The organism is Phenylobacterium sp. (assembly GCF_030680185.1).
Lineage (GTDB): Bacteria > Pseudomonadota > Alphaproteobacteria > Caulobacterales > Caulobacteraceae > Phenylobacterium.
Genome location: NZ_JAUXVZ010000055.1, coordinates 93789 through 111937 on the forward strand (window position 1 = coordinate 93789; position 18149 = coordinate 111937).

Below are 18149 nucleotides of genomic sequence, written 5' to 3' on the forward strand. Positions count from 1 at the left end.
GCTGCGGCGAACAGGGTTAGGTTTTCGCCATGGACGAGACGGCGCGCCTCCTTCTGTGGCTGGCCCTGGCGGGCACGGCGGTGACCTTCGCCGGCAGCGCCGCCATATGGTTCATGGACGAGGAACGGCGCATTCGCCGGGCTTTCCGCCACGTCCTGCAGGCGCCCGCCGACGCCCTGATCACCGCCAATGGCCGCGGGGTCGGGTTCAACTTCGCCCGCAACCTGGCCGCCGTGGCCTGGGACCAGGGCGCCTGGTGCCTGGTCTACCGGATCGATGAGCTGGTCGGGGCCGAGCTGATCGTCGATGGCGAGGTTCGCGCCCGCGCCTATCGCGGCGAGGCCCGCCGCGCCCTGGAGCGGACGACCCCCACCGGCGGCCAGATCACCCTGAGGCTGGTCTTCGACGACGCTCGCTATCCGGACTTCGAGGTGGCCCTGTGGTCGCCCGGCGACGAAGCACGCCGCAATGCGCCCTCGCCCGCCGAGGCCATCCAGGAGGCCAATCGCTGGATCGCCCGGGTGGAGGCCATCCTGCGCCGGGCCGCCCCGCGCCAGTCAGCCGCCGCCGCGCCAACCGTCGCGACGCCGGCGCCCTCCCCGCCAAGGGTTGCGCCGCCCAGCCTCGATCCGCCACCCTGGGATGAAGAGGCCGAGCCCGCGCCCCCTCGCCCCGCCGCGACCGCCCGTCGTGAGCCGCCGCGGGAGCCCCGGACCCGCGACCTGTTCGAAGGCGACGAGGACGAAGCCTTTACTTGACGCTGTAAATTCATCCGCCGATGGTGCGCGTCAGATCCTGGAGAGCCCCACATGTTCCAGCTGACCGCAGCCGCCGCCTTCTTCGTGATGATCCATCTGCTGATCTCTGGGACCAGCGTCCGTGACGGCGTCGTCCGCCGGATTGGCGAAGGCCCCTACATGGGTCTCTTCTCGCTGCTCTCCATCGCCGGCCTGACCTGGATGATCATCGCCTATGGCCAGGCGCGCGGCGAGGTTTGGAACACCGTGTACTGGGGCGTCGGCCCGGCCACCCGCCACACCCAGATCCTGCTGCAGCTGATCGCCGTCGTCTTCATCGTGCTCGGCCTGACCACACCCAATCCCACCAGCGTCAAGCAGGAGGGCGTCCTGGACCGCGAGAACGCAGTGAAAGGCATGCTGCGCATAACCCGCCATCCCTTCCTCTGGGGCGTGGCGATCTGGGCGATCGGCCATCTGATCGTCAATGGCGACCGCGCCAGCATGACCCTGTTCGGCACGCTGCTGGTCCTGGCCCTGGCCGGAACCACCAGCATCGACGCCAAGCGCCGCCGGGCGCTCGGGCCCAAGTGGGACGCCTTTGCCGCGCAGACCTCGAACATCCCCTTCGCCGCCATCCTGGCCCAGCGCCAGGCCCTGAAGCTGGGCGAGATCGGCCTGTGGCGCCCGCTTGCGGCCTTGGCGGTCTATGCCGCCCTGCTGTTTGGCCACCCCTATCTGTTTGGCGTCGCAGCCCTGCCCTGAGACGGTTGAACCCTTATGCCCCGCAGGTCAGGATGTTCGTCTGCCCCGGGGGAGAGACGATGATGCGAGGGTTGTTTCTGACGAGTCTGGCCCTGGCGGCCCTGGCCGGCGGCGCTCAGGCCCAAGGGCTGCGCCTGCACCATCCGGCGGACGCGGACAGGGATGGAGTCGTCACTGACGCCGAGCGCGAGGCGCACGCCGCCATGAGGAGCGGCGCCGCGCCCTGGGATCAGCCCAGCCCCTATGCTGTCGCAGCCCCGGCCGGCGCCGAAGGTCCGTCCTTCACCCTGGGCGAGCCGCCGCCCGGCGCGCCGTCTCCCGCCAGATTGGAGGACCGTGCGGTCAAGGCCAGCGGCTTTGAGGAATACATCAACGCCGAGGCAGACCGGAAACGTCGCGACTGATCAGGCCGGCTCGGCCAGGGCGAAATCCAGGGCTGCGCCGACATGGGCCAAGGCCGAATCGACCACCGGCAAGCCCACCGAGTCCGGATCCAGCAGAAGGCCTAGCTCGGTGCAGCCGAAGATGACGCTGTCGGCGCCCTCGGCGCGGCCGCGCTCGATGATGGCCATGACCGCCGTGCGCGAGCCGACATCGATCACCCCCTGGCAGAGCTCGTCATAGATGATGGCGTGCAGCCGTTCCCGCGCCCCCTCGCCGGGGATCATCGGATCGAGGCCGAAGCTTTCCAGGCGCCCCCGGTAGAAGGTCTCCTCCATGGTGAACCGGGTCGCCAGCAGCAGCGGGCGCTTCAACCCCTGATCCACCAGCGCCTGGGCCGTGGCGTCGCCGATATGGATCAGCGGCACGGAGACCGCCGCAGCCACCTCGTCGGCCACCAGATGCATGGTGTTGGCGCAGATCATCACCGCCTCGGCGCCGGCGCGTTCCAGCACATGGGCGGCCTGGGCCAGTTGCGCGCCGGCTGTGGCCCAGTCGCCGGCCGCCTGCAGCTGAGCGACGGGCGCGAAGTCCACCGACCAGAGCAGCAGTTCGGCCGAGTGCAGGCCGCCCAGGCGGGCGCGCACCCCTTGATTGAGCAGCTGGTAATAGGTGGTCGTGCTCTCGGCGCTCATGCCGCCGATCAGGCCCAGACGACGCATGCTTTCTAAAGGCCCCTCAACCAGTCTGGCGGACGCCCTTCCCTAACCCTTCGCACGGAGAGTCGCCAAGGGCAGGCGCCCCGTGGCTGGCCTCAGGCCCGGCCGAGCTCGCGCAGCGCCTGGGCGAGCCGGTCCACGTCGGCGGGCCTGGTGAACAGGCTGACCGTGGCGCGCACGCAGGAGCCGCTGGCCAGGCCGTGCCGGGCGACGGTGAAAATCCCGAAGCGGTCGAGCAGAACCTTGGCCAGCGCCCCATTCTCGGCGGGCGAGTTGCGTCCTGCGATGCGGAAGGCGCCCAGGGCCGAGCCCAGCCGGTCGTCCTGCGGCGTCAGGATCTGCACGCCCTCGATCCCACGCAGGGGTTCAGTCCAGCGGCGGCGCAGATGGGTCAGGCGCGCCGCCTTGGCCGACGCGCCGATGGCCTCGTGGAAGTCGAGAGCATCCTCCATGGCCAGATAGGCGGCCATGTTGGAGGTGCCGGTGTGGACCCGCAGGCGCACGTCGTCGGGACGGTGATCGTCAATGCCCATGAAGGGGTCGATGTCGGGAATGCGGGCCTTGGCGATGTAGAGCACGCCGACGCCGATGGGGGCGCCGATCCACTTGTGGCCGTTCAGTCCCACGAAATCAGCGCCAAGATCAGGCAGCTTCATCTCGACCTGCCCCCAGGCATGGGCGGCGTCGAGGATCACATCCACGCCGCGGGCCCGCGCCAGGGCGGTGATCTCCGCCACGGGCAGATGCAGGCCATTGCGGTGGCTGACCTGAGTCAGCAGCATCAGCCGCGCCTTGGGATTGGCCTCCAGCGCCGCGGCATAGGCGTCGATCAAACCCTGGTGGGTGGCGGGTTCGGGCAGGCCGATGCGGACCAGTTCGGCCCCGCGCCGATCGCGCAGCCAGGCCATGGCGGTCTGCATCGAGTCGTAGTCCAGGTCGGCGATCAGCACCTGGTCGCCGGCGCCTAGCCGGTTATAGCCGCCGATCAGCGCCTGAAGGGCCTCGGTGGCGCCGCGGGTGAAGGCGATCTCCTCGGGCGCGACGCCAAGATTGGCGGCCACCCGCGCCCGCACCCGGGCCAGATCGTCGCCATATTCGCGTCGCGAATAGTAGGAGTTCCGGCGATTGACCATCGCCTGGTGGCGCTCATAGGCCGCCAGCACCGGCCGGGCCATGACGCCCCAGTTGCCGTTCTCCAGCTGGATCACTTCGGAGGTGAGATCGTACTGGGCGGCGATTCCCGCCCAGTACGTCTCGTCAGTAGCCAGGGCGATTCCCCCCGCGGCGGGCTGCGCCGTCGCCATTCCTGAGCCTGCGCCCAGGACCAGCCCGGCGGCGACGAGGCCGCGTCGCGTGAGGTTCGTCATGACCGGCTTTCCCTTAGAAGCTGGTGTCGAGGCGCAGATAGTACATCGCCCCGTTGGTGTCGTAGGGCGAGTTCCGCGAGTAGACGAGCCCGCGGCTGGCCTGGAACACCGCCTCGTCGGGATAGGAGTCGAGCACGTTCTCGGCCCCGATCCGGATGGTGACGAACTCCGACGGGGCGTAGCTCAGCGCCAGGTCGAAGAAGGTCATCGCCCCGAAGTCCTGGAAGATGTCGCCGGTGGCGTTGCCGGTGGAGTCCGTCCAGGAGCCGTAGTAGCGCATACGGCCCAGGACCTCGAAAGGCCCGACGCCGTAGGTGGCCGAGGCGGTCGCATTGTGCTGCGGCCGGGACTCCTCGAACAGGCGCTGCTGGGTCGGATTGGCGGCGATGGACCCGGCCGTGACCTCGGTCTCGTTGTAGTTATAGGCGCCCGTCAGATTGAGCCGGCCCGCCCCCAGGTTGCGGTCATAGGCGCCCACCACGTCGACGCCGCGGGTGCGGGTGTCGAAGTCGTTGGCGAACCAGCTGATGCGGGTGAAGGCCGAGGCGCCGGGCACGCCGGCGGCCACCAGCTGTGCGCGGATGGCCGGTGTCACGGTGATCCCGGCCGAAGACGAGAAGCGGTCGCTGACATCGATCTGGTAGGCGTCGATGGAGCCGGAGAAACCCAGGTCCGTGCGCCAGGTCAGGCCCGCGGTGATGGTCTCGGAGGTTTCCGGCTCCAGCGGCTCGGCGCCCAGGAACGCCGCCACCGGATTGGTTGGCGACAGCCGGCCAGAGGTGAAGAGCTGCAGGGTCACCGTGTCCAGCCCTTGCGAGGTGCTGGTGGAGTTCAGCTGGCCAGGCGTGGGCGCGCGGAAGCCGCTGGACCAGGCGCCGCGCACGGCCAGATTGTCCGTCAGCGCGTAGCGGCTTGCGACCTTGCCGTTCACCGTGTCGCCGAATTCCGAGAAGTCCTCATAGCGAAGCGCGCCGCCCAGGCTCCAGGCGTCCGTCAGTTGAGCCTCGACGTCCACATAGGCGGCATAGCTCTCCTGCTGCCATTCGCCGGCCTGGATGTCGCTGAAGCCCGGGAAGCCGTTCGAGGCCGGAGCCAGGCCAAAGGCCGCGCCGGGGCCCACCGCGTAGGACTCGGGGTCGCCGGAGCGGATCGCATAGGTCTCCACACGACGCTCGGCGCCGAAGGCGAGGTTCAGCGGCGCGGCCAGGGCGCCGATGTCCATGCGGTAGACCGCATCGGCGTTCAGGTTGAATTCCGACTGCACCAGTCGGCCGAGATCAAAATCGGTGGGGCTGTTGGGGCCGAGCGAGGCGTTGATGGTGTTGTTGAGGAAGAATGCCGTGTCGTTGCGCCCATAGGACGCGCTCAGGTCCCAGGTGAAGTTCCCCGTCACGTCCCGGAAGCCGGCCAGGGTCTGATAGTCCTCGGACTCGACGCCCTCGATGGGGGTGAAGCCGGCGGGATAGATGCTGCGCAGGTCAAAGCCCGGAAAGGCCGCGGTGACGCCATAGATGCCGGGATTGGCCGCGGGGTTGCGCCAGTTGATGTCGTTGACGCCCTCGGTCTCGGTATAGGTGACAAAGCCGTAGAACTCGCCGGCTTCGCCGGTGTCGACCACCGTATTGAGACCGAGCGCGCGGGTCTCCAGGTCCGGATTGCCCCAGCGCTGCACCGGGTTAGGGACCTGCAGGGCCGGGTTGGCCGCCTGGAAATCGATGGCGTCCTGCCGTTGGCGAGAGCGCGAGGTGGCCTCGGCGTCCGACCATTCGGCGGTCAGGTTGAAGTTGGCCGAACCGATCTCGACGCCGGCCTGCATACCGGCGCGATAGGTCACGCCGTCGCCTTCGGCGAACTGCCCGGCCTGGGCGAAGCCGCGCACGCCCGGCTGGTCATTGAGGATGATGTTGATGACCCCGGCGATGGCGTCGGAGCCATATTGGGCCGATGCGCCGTCCCGCAGGACCTCGATCCGCTTCACCGCATAGGAGGGAATCTGGGCCAGGTCAGCACCCTGGGCGCCCCTTGATCCCAGAAAGGCCGAGCGGTGGAAACGCTTGCCGTTGACCAGGACCAGGGTCTGGTCGGGCGACAGGCTGCGCAGGGTGGCGGGCCGCACGAACTGCAAGCCATCAGAGGTCGGCAGGCGCTGGACGATGAAGGACGGGATTTGCTGGGCCAGGTTCTCGCCGAGTTGCGCAGTGGCCGAGCCCTGGATGGTCTTTTCAGACAGGACATCGACCGGGGCGAGGGTCTCGAACTGGGTTCGACCCAGTTCCCGCGTGCCCGTGACAATGACCTCATCGACGGTGGCCGCGTCGTCGGCCATGGCTTGGCCGCCGAGGGCGCCGATTGCCATGCTGATCGCAACCGTTGCGTACAGTCTGCGCTTCAGACCCAGATAGTGCATTCTTTATCCCCGATTCCTCGTCGAGCCTTCTCGACGGCGCCGCTCTGGACCCGGGGAATGACAGCCCCGCGACGGGGGCATGAAGATTTGAGGAGTCGGGGTAACGGGGACAGGCGAACCTGCCCCCGATATGTCTAGAGGGCGGCTTCGACAGCGCCGACAACCTCCGGATCCATCGGCTCGGTGCGCGGACCGAAGGCGCGGATCAGACGACCGTCCTTGCCCACCAGGATCTTGTGGAAGTTCCACGCCGGCTCGGCGGAGTCGCCCAGTTCGGCCTTGGCCCACTGATAGAAGGGATGGGCTGTTTCGCCCTTCACGTCGGTCTTTGCGGTCAGGGGGAAGTCGACGCCAAACGTCGTGGCGCAGAACTCGGCGATCTCGGCCTCGGTGCCCGGCTCCTGGCCCGCGAACTGGTTGGAGGGGACCCCCAGCACCACCAGGCCCTTGTCGCGATAGTCGCCATAGAGCTTTTCCAGCCCCTCATACTGCGGCGTCAGTCCGCATTTGGAGGCCGTGTTGACCACCAGGACCACCTTGTCCTTGAAGGTCGCAAGCGGCAGCTCGCCGCCCTCGATGGCTTGAAACGAATAGTCATAGGCGTCGGCCATGGGCGTCTCCTGTTCATGCAGGCGACCAGTCTAGCGCAGACGCCGCCAGGCTTGGCTACCGGTCGCCGGCTTCGGTCAGGCCTTGCTCGACGGCCAGGGCCAGGTCCAGGGCGCGGATGGCTTCGTCAGCGGTCACCACGGGCCGCGGCCCCTCGCCCCGGACGGCGGCGAGAAAGGCCTCGATGCTGGCGCCCAGGGTGTCCTTGGCCGCCGGCGTCTCGGCGAAGTCGGGGTTGAGGGCGAAGCCGGTGGTGTTGCGAAACTCGCGGGTCAGGAAGTCGATCTCCAGCTCGCCCGAGGGATAGACCAGCTTCATGGTCCGGCGGCGCGCCTCGGCGACGCGGGAGACATCGAAGACCGCGGTGAAGCCATCATCGAAGGTGACCTCGCTGCGGGCCACATCCCAGGACTCGCTTCGGGAGATGGCGCCCTCGCCCTCGGCCGTCACCGGCGCGGCCCTGGACAGGGCGAGCGCCAGGTCGAGGTCGTGGATCATCAGGTCCAGCACCACCGAGACATCCAGGCTTCGCTCGGACGGCGTGCCGTGCCGGACGGCTTCCAGCCGCAGGGGCTGGGCCGTAATGTCGAACAGTCCCATCACCTGGAACAGCACCCGTTCCTGATGACCGCAGGCGACCACCAGGTTGCGGCGGGCGGCTTCGGCGGCCAGGGCCTCGGCCTGGGCGACATCGACGCCGATCGGCTTTTCCACATAGACCGATTTGCCGGCCTTGACCGCCGCCAGGGCCTGCTCGGTGTGCCAGGGGGCGGGCGAGGCCACCGTCACCACGTCGACCGCCTCGAGGAAGGCGTCCAGTTCGGTGAAGGCGCGGCCGCCCAGGGGCATGGCCAGGGCCGCGCCGCGCTCCGGGTGGGGATCGAGCACGGCGGCCAGGGCGACGCCGGGCAGGCGCGCATACTGTCGGGCGTGATAGGTCCCGAAGACGCCGGCGCCGATGACGCCGCCTCGCAGGGTCTCGCTCATATCAACTCCCGGCCTCGGTCGTGGGGACGTGCGGGCCGCCTAGCATGATCCGCCAGGGCGGCGCCACAGGCCGAGGCCGCGATACGCTGTCGCCCCAAGCCTCAGCGGGCGGTGAGCTCGGTCAGCACCGGCATCGGCTCGGCGTCCTGGTACTTGAACGTCACCCGCGAGCCAGGCTCCAGCGGCACCTCGGCCAGCACCGTGGCGTAGGCGCGGAATTCCGTCCGGCCGGCCGGCAGGCCGCCCTCGACGCCCTCGTGGTCGATCGCCGCGGTCCGGCCTTCCAGGGAGGACAGCACGCCGACGCCGCTCAGCTCAGGCCCGGTGGGCACGGCTTCAGCCTCGGCGCTCGCCGTGGCGCCGCTGGAGGTGTCGGAAGACTGGCCGCAGGCGGCGAGCGCCAGGGTGGCGGCCAGGGCGGCGAACAGGACTGCTCTCATCGGGGATTCTCCGGAACCGAACGAAGGCGCACCATAGCCATCTTGTGTGTCTTGTGAACGACCACGCCATTGGCCGGTCCCGGCGGAGGGTCTACAACCACCCAAGTTCCCCTCCCCACCGCCGGAGCATGCCGTGTCGCGCCTCTTCAGCGCCTATCTGATCGTTGACTGGAGCGCGGCCGCCAAGCCGGGCACCGGGACCGATTCCGTCTGGATCGGCGTGCTCAAGCGCGACGTGCGTTTCCGCATGACCTTCGAGTCGCACAATCCCGCGACCCGCGGCGAGGCCGAGAAGCTGTTGGGGGCGATCCTCGACGATCTGAAGAAGCGCGGCGAACGCGCCCTGCTAGGCTTCGATTTTCCCCTGGGGTTCCCCCGGGGCTTCGCCGCAGGCCTGAACCTGGCTGGCGATCCGCCGTGGCCGGCGGTCTGGACCCAGATCGACAAGATGGTCAAGGACAAGGCCGACAACACCAACAACCGGTTCGGCGTCGGCTCGGAGCTGAACCGCCGGCTGACCGGCGGGCCCTTCCCCTTCTGGGGCTGCCCGCCGAAGGATGCGCTGACCACCCTGCAGCCCAAGCGCACGCGGGCTCACGGCCCGGACGACCTGCCGGAGTTCCGTCACACAGATGAGGCGGCCAAGGGCGCGGCCTCGATCTGGAAGCTCTATTACAACGGTTCCGTCGGCGGTCAGGCCCTGCTGGGCATTCCGGCGGTCAGGCGCCTGAAGGCCGCCCGCGGCGAGGCCGTGCGCCTGTGGCCCTTCGAAACCGGGTTCAAGGCCCTGACCGATGCGGACCTCGACGGGGTCGAGGCGGTGGTGGCGGAGATCTATCCGTCCCTGCTGAACATCAAGGCGCCGCCCGGCGAGGTGAAGGACCTGGTGCAGGTGCGCGAGACGGCCGAGCATTTCGCCCGCCTGGACGAGTCTGGGAAGCTGGCCGAGCTGTTCGCCGCGCCGCCCGGCGTGGACGACGCCGTGCTGGCCGAAGCCGAGCGCGAAGAAGGCTGGATTCTCGGCGCCGGGCGCTGAGCCGACATCGCCTCAGAGCGGCCGGAGCGACAGCCGCCAGAACCGCCAGCCCAGCAGGCCGGCCGAAATCAGGCTGGCGATAATCACAGCCCAGACGAGGCCGGTGACGCCCATCCCCATGGGCAGGGCCAACCACCAGGCCAGCGGCATCATGATCAGGATGTAGCTGGTCAGGTGGGTGAAGGTGGGCAGCCAGACATCCCCCCTCGCCCGTAGCGCCTGGGCGATCACCACCTGCAGGCCATCGGCCAGCAGGAAGAGGCAGGACAGCGCCAGGGCGGCGGCGGCCACCGCGATCACCTGCGGGTCGGTGGTGTAGGCCGCCGCGATCCACGGCGCGGCCGGCCAGATCACCAGGGAGATGATGGCGCCGAACACGGCGGTGACGGCGAAGCCCAACAGGCCGGCGCGGACGACGCCCTGGCGCTCGCGGGCGCCATAGGCGCTGCTGACCAGAACGGCCGTGGCCGTGGCCAGGCCCAACGGAGCCATGAAGACCAGGGACACCACGTTCAGCACCACCGTCCAGGCGGCCAGGGCCAGCACGCCGATCCAGCCGGCGACGACGTTGAGCGAGGCGAAGGCGGCCACCTCGAAGAAGTTCGACGCCCCGGCCCCATAGCCGATCTTGCGCTGCTCGGCCTCGGCCCGGCGATCGGCGGCCGGCTTGTCGAAGACCCCCAGTTCGCGGGCTTCGGGCATACGCGCAATATAGACGAGCAGGCCGACCACCAGAAAGGCCCGGGCCGCAAAGGTGGCCCAGCCGGCGCCCACCGCGCCCAGGGCCGGCAGGCCGAAGACGCCAGGGACCAGCAGCAGCAGGAAGGCCAGGTTGACGATGTTGGCCAGCCACATGATCACCATGGCCGGGCCAGGCCGCGACAGGCCCTCCAGCCAGAAGCTGGCGGCGCAGGCCAGGACATAGGTGGGCAGCGAAAGCGCGAAGATGATCACCGGTCCCACCGAACCGGCGGCCAGACCAGGCTCCAGACCGATGCGGGTCAGCCCCCAGGGCGCGACGATGACCAGGACCAGCATGGACGCCAGGCCAATCCAGCCCCCATAGACCAGGCCCCGGCGCAGGACGGCGCCGGCCTGATGGCGTCGCCCCTCCCCCACGGCGCGGGCGGTCATCACCTGGACGCCGGTGAGCAGCCCGATGGCCATGGTGAGGATCACCGAGGTCGGCGCCCAGGCCATGGCGTGGAACCCCAGCTCCACGGCTGAATATCGGCCGACCACGATGGCGTCCATCAGGCCCATGGTCATGATGCCCAGGCGCGCAAGCACCACCGGCCCCGACAGCTTCAGGAGCTGGGCGAGGTCGAGACGCACGGGACTGAGGCGCGCGCCCGAAGGCGGCGCGAGGGGGGCCGCAGGACCGGCCATGGCTGTCACCAGATGTCAAAGAGGCGCGGAAGGTGAGCGTCGCATCAGCCCGTGGCAAGGCTGGCGCGACCGCTCCCCGAAATGCCGCCCGTGTGGTTGCCCCCGGGCCACAGCCCGGGACCGGTTCAGACCGCTGCGCGGCGGGCCATGTCCACCCGGTCTTCCTTGAGCTTTTCGGCCACCAGGAAAGCCAGTTCCAAGGCTTGCTCGCCATTGAGGCGGGGGTCGCAATGGGTGTGGTAGCGGTCGGCCAGATCGCCTTCGGTCAGGGCGCGCGCGCCGCCCAGGCATTCGGTGACGTTCTGGCCGGTCATCTCCAGGTGCACGCCGCCGGGATGCACGCCCTCGGCCTTGGCGATCTCCACGAAGGACTTCACCTCCGACAGGATGCGGTCGAAGGGCCGCGTCTTATAGCCATTGGCGGCCGTCAGCGTATTGCCGTGCATCGGATCGATGGCCCAGACGACATTGCGGCCGCCCGCCTTGGTGGCTTGCATCAGGCGCGGCAGGCGATCGGCGATCTTGTCGTGACCGAACCGGCCATAGAGGGTCAAGCGGCCAGCCTCGTTAGCGGGGCTCAGCGCATCGATCAGGCGCAGCAGCTCGTCCGGCTCCAGGGTCGGGCCGACCTTGACGCCGATGGGGTTCTTCACCCCGCGGCAGAATTCCACATGGGCGCCGTCGAGCTGGCGGGTCCGCTCGCCGTTCCACTGCAGGTGGGCCGAGGTGTCGGTCGAGTCGCCCGAGGTGGAATCGACGCGGGTCATGGCCTCTTCAAAGCCCAGCAGAAGGGCCTCGTGGCAGGTGAAGAACTCCACCCGGTGCAGGTCGGGATGGCTGTCGGGGGTGACGCCGATGGCGGCCATGAAGGTCAGGGCTTCGCTGATCTTCTCCGACAGCTCGCGATAGCGGGCGCCCTGCGGGCTGTCATTGACGAAGCCCAGGGTCCAGCGGTGGATGTTGTAGAGGTCGGCATAGCCGCCGCCGGCGAAGGCCCGCAGCAGGTTCAGCGTCGAGGAGGACTGGGCGTAGGCCTTCAGCAGGCGCTCCGGATCCGGCGCGCGAGCCTCCGGGGTGAACTCCATGCCGTTGATATTGTCGCCGCGATAGGAGGGCAGCTCGACATCGCCGATCTTCTCCACCGGCGAGGAGCGCGGCTTGGCGAACTGCCCGGCCATGCGGCCCACCTTCACCACCGGCTTGCCGCCGGCGAAGGTCAGCACCACCGCCATCTGCAGGATCAGGCGGAAGGTGTCGCGGATATTGTCGGCGTGGAATTCCTTGAAGCTCTCGGCGCAGTCGCCGCCCTGTAGCAGGAAGGCGCGCCCCTCGGCCACGTCGCCCAGCAGCGACTTCAGCCGCCGGGCCTCGCCGGCGAACACCAGGGGCGGCATGCCGCGCAGGGTCTGCTCGACCTGAGTCACGGCCGCGGCGTCCGGATAGTCTTCCGGAATGTGCTTGGCGGGTTTGGCGCGCCAGGAGGACGGCTTCCAGGTCTCGCTCATCGGTCTGCTACTCCGCTTCGCCCGTGTGGCGAGGCAAGGCGCGGGCCAGCTAGGTCCCGCAAGGAATGAAAGACGCGCCTTCTACTCCGATATGGGGCGCGAGGTCGATGCTCTGCGCGTCGCCAGCGCCGTCGCCGGCTTCGGCGCTCTGGCCGGCAGGCGCTGAGCCGCAGCCGTGACGACCACGGCCAGGGCGCCCAGCGCCAGCCACCACTCCTGCCACACGCCGAAACTGACGGCGGCGAAGGTCAGGTAGCTGACGGCCGCAGCCGCGCCGGCCGCCGCGCCCAAGTCGGCCTGGGGCCGCTCAAGGCGGTGGAAAATGGCGACCCAGAAGACTGTCGCGGCGGCCGCGCCGATCACACCCAGCTCCAGCCAGATCTGCAGGGCGCCATTGTGGGGATGCAGGCGGATGCCGGGACCGAACATGCGGCTGGCGTCCAGACCCCAGCCGCGCAGGGGTTTGTCGCCGATCCAGTCGACCGCATAGCTCCAATAGTCCATGCGCATGCTCCAGGAGAGGCTGACCATCTCCTGAGCCTGGCCATAAACGCCCTGGGCGCGCAGGCCCCAGACGATCAGGGGCGTGGCGAGGAAAAAGACCGCTGCGCCAGCCGCCAGGCCTCGGGGCGCAAGCTTCGGCCAATGATAGACCGCGGCGCCGGCGGCGCTGGCCAGGGCCAGGGCGATGATCGGCGCGTCCGCCTTCAGCCCCGCGGCGCCGGCGACGATCCCGGCCGCCATCAGGACGGCCAGCTGCCACCAGCCGACCCGCACGGCCGCGAGCGCGGCGGGCGCCCAGAGCACGGCCAGGACGAAGACGCCCTGGGCGACGTTGCGAACGGCCAGGTCTGGCCGAATGGGATCGCCGATCGCCTGACGCACCGCCTGATAGAGCGCCGCCCCCGTCACGGCCTCGACAATGATCATCGTCGCCAGGGCCGAGACGCCCCACATGAAGAGCACCATGGCCCGGCCCAAGCCCTCGGGCGTGGCGCGGCTTACGGCGCTATAGGCGGCCCAGTAGAGCACGGCCTGGCTGATCAGTTTGGCGGCGTTGGAGCTCCAGAGCGCCTCGGGTCTGTAGGGACTCCAGAGCATCGACCCGCAGGCCCAGATCATCAGCACCAGCAGGGCAAGGGCGGCGGGTCGATCCACCTCGGTCACGCGAATGGCCGGCAGGCACAGCAGGCCCACAATGCTCAGTAGCACAGCAAAGCCGAGCGGACCAAGCCAGCCCACCAGGCCGGTCAACACCGCGGCGAAGGCCAGGACCCAGCCGCACCAACGGGCGAACCCCGGTCCGCTGATCCAGGCCTGTCCTGTCACGCCACCGCGCCCAGGTCCTGAGGCATATATTTCTCACGCATGGTCACCAGCTCTTCGGCCAGGGTGGGATGGACGGCGCAGGTGGAGTCCCACTGGGCCTTGGTGGCCCCCATCTTCAGGGCGATAGCGGCCATCTGGATGATTTCCGGCGCATCGGCGGCGACAACATGGCAGCCGAGGATTTTCTGCGTCTTCTCGTCCACCACCAGTTTGATCAGGGCCCGCTCGTCGCCGCCGGCGAAGGCGTGTTTCATGGCGCGGAAGCGTGAGAGATAGATATCGACCTTGCCGTGGGCGTGGCGGGCCTCGGCCTCGGTCAGGCCCACCGAGCCGATCGCCGGCTGGGAGAAGACCGCCGAAGCGACCATCTCGTGGTCGAAGCTGGTCGGGTTGTCGTAGAATTCGGTCTGGGCGAAGGCCGCCCCTTCGCGGATCGCCACCGGGGTCAGGTTGAGCCGGTCGGTGACGTCGCCGACCGCCCAGATGTTGTCCACATTGGTCTTCGAATACTCATCGACGATGACCGCGCCGTCCTTCAGCGCCACGCCGGCGTTCTCCAGACCGAGCCCCTCCACATAGGGCGCGCGGCCCAGGGCGAAGAGCACCTGGTTGGACTCAAGCGTCGCGCCGCTCGACATATGGCTGATCAGCCCGGACTCGGTCTTTTCGACCCGCTCATGCTGGCAGCCCAGGAGGACGTCGATCCCCTTCTTTTCCAGCTCTTCGGCCAGGTGCGCGCGGACATGGTCATCGAAGCCACGCAGGATGTTCGGCCCCCGATGCACCAGGGTCACATCCACGCCCAGACCCTTGAAGATGCAGGCGAACTCCACGGCGATGTAACCGCCCCCGGCGATCACGATCCGCTTGGGCAGCTCCTCAAGCTGGAAGGCCTCGTCGGAGGTGAGCACATGCTCGATCCCCGGCATGTCCTGCGGGACCCAGGGCCGGCCGCCGGTGGCGATCAGGATCTTGTCGGCGGTGACGGTCTTGTCCTTGCCCACCAGTTCGATGGTGTGGGCGTCGATCAGACGGGCCTTGGCATGGGCGAGTTCGGCGCCGGCGTTCTGCAGGTTGGTGACATAAATCCCCGACAGGCGGGCGATTTCCTTGTCCTTTTCGGCCAGGAAGGTCGGCCAGTCGAAGCTGGTTTCGCCGACGGTCCAGCCATAGGCCTTGGCCAGCTTGAAGTGGCTGGCGAACTCTGAGGCGTAGACCATGAACTTCTTGGGCACGCAGCCGCGGATGACGCAGGTGCCGCCGACGCGGTGTTCTTCGGCCACGGCGACGCGGGCGCCGCTGAGGGCGGCCAGGCGCGCAGCGCGCACCCCGCCCGAGCCGGCGCCGATGACGAACAGATCGTAGTCGTACTGGGTCACGGAGGTGACGCTCCTTACGGTTCGATGGTGACGACGCCATCGGGCGTCCCCACCAGGGCCATGTCGGCCAGGTCGAGGAACAGGCCATGATCGACCACGCCGGTGACGCTCTTCAGCGCATCGGCCAGCGCCGCGGGATCCTCGATCCGTCCGCAGGCTGCGTCATAGATGAGGTTTCCGCCGTCGGTTCGCACGGGGGCGCCGTCTTTCATCCGCAGACGCGGGGCGACGCCGAGATCGCACTCCGACAACGCGTCGCAGATCCGCAGGGCCGTCGTCTCATGGGCGAAGGCCACCACCTCGATCGGCAGGGGAAACTTTCCCAGCACCGGCACGCGCTTGGCGGCGTCGGCGATGACCACGCAACGGCGCGAGGCCTCCCAGACCAGCTTCTCCCGCAACAGGGCCGCGCCGCCGCCCTTGATCAGCGACAGGGCGGGTCCGATCTCGTCGGCGCCGTCAACGGTGAGGTCGATGGATTTCACCGGGCCAAGCTCGGAAAGCGTCATGCCCAGCCCCTGGGCCAGGTCGGCGGTGGCGACCGAGGTGGCGACGCAGGTCACGTCGAGCTTACGGGCCGCCAGGGCCTTGACAAACCAGGCCGCGGTCGAGCCCGTGCCCAGGCCCACGACCATGCCGGTCTCCACCAGGGCGGCGGCGGCCTCGCCGGCCGCCTTCTTCTGCGCGTCTGCGTCCATCTTGATCCCGTAGTTCGCCGCCGGCAGGCAAGCGGCTCCTCTGTCTTCTTCTAGGCGCCTGGGCGCGGCAAGGCCACGGCCGAACGCCTCACGGCTTCAGGGCTTGGCTGTCCAGGCGCGTTTGCCAGCGCGAAACCGCTGCGCCCAGCCAGTCTTTTCCACCTGCGCCGAGCGCTCCAGGGCCAGGGCGTCGGGCGCCACATCCTGGGTGATCACCGAGCCTGAGCCCGTATAGGCGCCGGCCCCGATCCGCACCGGCGCCACCAGGGCCGAGTTGGAGCCGATGAAGGCGCCCTCCCCCACATGGGTCTCGAACTTGTCGAAGCCGTCGTAGTTACAGAAGATGGTTCCGGCCCCGATATTGGCGCCGGCCCCCACGGTGCCGTCCCCCAGATAGGCCAGGTGGTTGGCCTTGGCGCCGGCGCCGACCGCGACCTTCTTCACCTCGACGAAGTTGCCGATATGGGCGTCGGGACCGATCTGCGCACCGGGACGCAGGCGGGCATAGGGTCCGACCAGGGCGCCCTCCGCCACAGCGGCCCCTTCCAGATGACTGAAGGCCCGGATCACCGCGCCGGCCGCCACCTTCACCCCGGGCGCAAAGACCACGAACTGTTCGACGGTCGCGCCGGGCGCGATCTCGGTGTCCCAGGAGAAGTGCACAGTGTCCGGCGCCGGCATGGCGACGCCTTCGTTCAGGAAGTGATGGCGCCGCCGCTGCTGGAAAATGGCTTCCGCCGCGGTCAGCTGGGCCTGAGAATCGGCGCCCATCACCGCGCTCTCCGGCGCGAAGGCGGCCCGGACATTGGCCTCTTCGCCCACGGCCACGGCCACGACCGACGTCAGGTAGTATTCCCCCTTGGCGTTGTCATTGCCCACCTTGTCCAGCCAGTTGAACAGGCTGCAGGCGTCGCCCGCCATCATGCCGGAATAGCAGGCCCGCACATGGCGCTCTTCCTCGGTGGCGTCGCGGGCCTCGACGATCCGGATGACATGGCCATCGGCGCCGCGGATGAGCCGGCCGTAAAGCGCCGGGTCCGTGGGCTCGAAGCCCAGCAGCGCGATCTGCGCCCCCTGCTCGCGCAGCGCAAACAGAGGCTCCAGGTCCTTGCCTTCCAGCAGCGGGCAGTCGGCATTGGTCACCAGCAGGTCGCCCGCAAAGTCCTGTAGCACCGGCCGCGCGGCCAGCACCGCATGGCCGGTGCCCAGCGGTGGGTCCTGGACGACCGCCGCGGCCTCCCCCAGCCGCGCGACGACGGCCTGGCGCACCGCGGGGCTGTGGGCGCCCACCACCACCACCACCCGCTCGCAGCCGGCCGCCTGCACCGCGTCGATGGCCCGGTCAAGCATGGTGCGGCCACCGACCTTGTGCAGCACCTTCGGGATCGGCGACTTCATGCGCGTGCCCTGGCCAGCAGCCAGGATGACGGCGGCGCGAGGTTGGGCGCTGGGGGTCATGGGCGAGGTCCTTCCCGAGTCGACGGCGTTGCAATCATGGGGCGTTTAGCCGAAACGGCGACAGGTTTCGACGAAAGGACACGTATCGCCATGGCCGCCCCCCTCGACCTCTCGGCCCTGGCCGGCGCGACCCTGGCCTTCGATCTCGACGGCACCCTGGTGGACACGGCCCCTGATCTCGTCGGTACGCTGAACGTCATCCTGCAGGAGGAGGGCCACGCCCCCCTGCCCCTGGCCGAGGCGCGGCCCTTCATCGGCAAGGGCGCCCGCTGGCTGTTGCAGCGGGGATTCACCGAGGCCGGCGCGCCGATTTCGGACGACGCCATGGGCGGCCTCTTCGAGCGCTTCATCGCCCGCTACAACGCCCATATCGCCGACGAAAGCCGCCCCTTCCCCGGCATGGTCGAGACGCTTGAAGCCCTGCGCGGCGCCGGCGCCCGCCTGGTGGTCTGCACCAACAAGCGCACCGACCTCTCCACCAACCTGCTGGACGCGCTGAACCTGTCATACCTGTTTGAGGCCATCGTCGGCGCCGACGCCGCCCCGGCCCAGAAGCCCGACCGCCGCCACCTGGAAACCGCCATCGCCCGGGCTGGCGGCCGCCCAGACCACGCCATCATGATCGGCGACGCCGCCCCTGACGCCGGCGCGGCAAAAGCCGCCGGCGTGCCCCTCATCCTGGTCAGCTTCGGCTATACCGAGGTCCCGGTGGCCGAGCTGGGGGCCGATATCCTGATCGGCCACTACGCCGATCTGCCCGCCGCCTGTTTGCAGCTACTGCCGGCTTGCCCCCGGCCAAACGAGACGCTATAGGCGCATCCCTTCCGATGGATGCGTAGCTCAGCGGGAGAGCACCTCGTTCACACCGAGGGGGTCACAGGTTCAATCCCTGTCGCATCCACCATTCCTTTCAAGCACTTAGGCGATCTGGCCCGAGTTGCTC

17 protein-coding genes and 1 tRNA gene are annotated in these 18149 nt (G+C 69.0%); 6 read left to right on the forward strand and 12 right to left on the reverse strand.

The features are described 5' to 3' along the window. Positions 1-29 precede the first annotated feature (29 nt). From Q8L83_RS14900 to Q8L83_RS14910, 3 genes are all read left to right on the forward strand, one after another. Positions 30-758, forward strand: coding sequence for a hypothetical protein (locus Q8L83_RS14900; protein ID WP_305288264.1), 729 nt, complete (start codon positions 30-32; stop codon positions 756-758). Positions 759-809: 51 nt separating this feature from the next. Continuing rightward, positions 810-1502, forward strand: a complete 693-nt coding sequence (locus Q8L83_RS14905) for an NnrU family protein (RefSeq protein ID WP_305288266.1) — start codon at positions 810-812, stop codon at positions 1500-1502. A gap of 71 nt (positions 1503-1573) precedes the next feature. Beyond that, positions 1574-1906, forward strand: coding sequence for a hypothetical protein (locus tag Q8L83_RS14910; protein ID WP_305288268.1), 333 nt, complete (start codon positions 1574-1576; stop codon positions 1904-1906). On the opposite strand, the gene Q8L83_RS14915 is transcribed toward Q8L83_RS14910, so the two are convergent. From Q8L83_RS14915 to Q8L83_RS14940, 6 genes are all read right to left on the reverse strand, one after another. Beyond that, entirely contained in the window at positions 1907-2605 is a 699-nt protein-coding gene (locus Q8L83_RS14915) for an aspartate/glutamate racemase family protein (protein ID WP_305288270.1), read from the reverse strand. Positions 2606-2697: 92 nt separating this feature from the next. Further along, the gene (locus Q8L83_RS14920) at positions 2698-3969 is read right to left on the reverse strand and encodes an aminotransferase class V-fold PLP-dependent enzyme (protein ID WP_305288272.1); all 1272 of its coding nucleotides are present in this window, start codon (positions 3967-3969) and stop codon (positions 2698-2700) included. 13 nt (positions 3970-3982) lie between these two features. After that, positions 3983-6295: a TonB-dependent siderophore receptor gene (locus Q8L83_RS14925; RefSeq protein ID WP_305288273.1), complete on the reverse strand. Its 2313-nt coding sequence runs from the start codon at positions 6293-6295 to the stop codon at positions 3983-3985. Positions 6296-6510: 215 nt separating this feature from the next. After that, complete coding sequence (locus tag Q8L83_RS14930) at positions 6511-6987, reverse strand: glutathione peroxidase (protein ID WP_305288274.1); 477 nt, start codon at positions 6985-6987, stop codon at positions 6511-6513. A 55-nt stretch (positions 6988-7042) separates the two neighbouring features. After that, positions 7043-7972, reverse strand: coding sequence for a Gfo/Idh/MocA family protein (locus tag Q8L83_RS14935; protein ID WP_305288276.1), 930 nt, complete (start codon positions 7970-7972; stop codon positions 7043-7045). 101 nt (positions 7973-8073) lie between these two features. After that, positions 8074-8412 (reverse strand): lipoprotein, encoded by a 339-nt coding sequence (locus Q8L83_RS14940; protein WP_305288278.1) that lies wholly within the window; start codon positions 8410-8412, stop codon positions 8074-8076. 133 nt (positions 8413-8545) lie between these two features. Between Q8L83_RS14940 and Q8L83_RS14945 the strand changes: the two genes are divergently transcribed. Then, a complete protein-coding gene (locus Q8L83_RS14945; protein ID WP_305288280.1) occupies positions 8546-9448 on the forward strand; it encodes a cobalamin biosynthesis protein CbiG in 903 nt (300 codons plus the stop codon). Positions 9449-9460: 12 nt separating this feature from the next. Here Q8L83_RS14945 and Q8L83_RS14950 read toward each other — a convergent pair whose 3' ends face one another. The 6 genes from Q8L83_RS14950 to glmU all read right to left on the reverse strand — a co-directional run bounded on the left by Q8L83_RS14950 (position 9461) and on the right by glmU (position 17206). Continuing rightward, complete coding sequence (locus tag Q8L83_RS14950; protein ID WP_305288281.1) at positions 9461-10837, reverse strand: MATE family efflux transporter; 1377 nt, start codon at positions 10835-10837, stop codon at positions 9461-9463. A gap of 125 nt (positions 10838-10962) precedes the next feature. Further along, complete coding sequence (locus Q8L83_RS14955) at positions 10963-12342, reverse strand: class II 3-deoxy-7-phosphoheptulonate synthase (RefSeq protein ID WP_305288283.1); 1380 nt, start codon at positions 12340-12342, stop codon at positions 10963-10965. An 81-nt stretch (positions 12343-12423) separates the two neighbouring features. After that, entirely contained in the window at positions 12424-13671 is a 1248-nt protein-coding gene (locus tag Q8L83_RS14960; RefSeq protein ID WP_305288285.1) for an O-antigen ligase, read from the reverse strand. Continuing rightward, positions 13668-15050 (reverse strand): glutathione-disulfide reductase, encoded by a 1383-nt coding sequence (gor, locus tag Q8L83_RS14965; protein WP_305288287.1) that lies wholly within the window; start codon positions 15048-15050, stop codon positions 13668-13670. Before gor ends, Q8L83_RS14960 begins: the two co-directional genes overlap by 4 nt. A 14-nt stretch (positions 15051-15064) precedes the next feature. After that, entirely contained in the window at positions 15065-15748 is a 684-nt protein-coding gene (rpiA, locus tag Q8L83_RS14970; protein WP_305288290.1) for a ribose-5-phosphate isomerase RpiA, read from the reverse strand. A 96-nt stretch (positions 15749-15844) separates the two neighbouring features. Continuing rightward, positions 15845-17206, reverse strand: a complete 1362-nt coding sequence (gene glmU / locus Q8L83_RS14975) for a bifunctional UDP-N-acetylglucosamine diphosphorylase/glucosamine-1-phosphate N-acetyltransferase GlmU (protein WP_305288292.1) — start codon at positions 17204-17206, stop codon at positions 15845-15847. Positions 17207-17296: 90 nt separating this feature from the next. Between glmU and Q8L83_RS14980 the strand changes: the two genes are divergently transcribed. Both Q8L83_RS14980 and Q8L83_RS14985 read left to right on the forward strand, forming a co-directional pair. Continuing rightward, positions 17297-18019 (forward strand): HAD-IA family hydrolase, encoded by a 723-nt coding sequence (locus tag Q8L83_RS14980; RefSeq protein ID WP_305288294.1) that lies wholly within the window; start codon positions 17297-17299, stop codon positions 18017-18019. 16 nt (positions 18020-18035) lie between these two features. Next, positions 18036-18110, forward strand: a tRNA-Val gene (locus Q8L83_RS14985). The last annotated feature ends 39 nt before the right edge of the window (positions 18111-18149 follow it).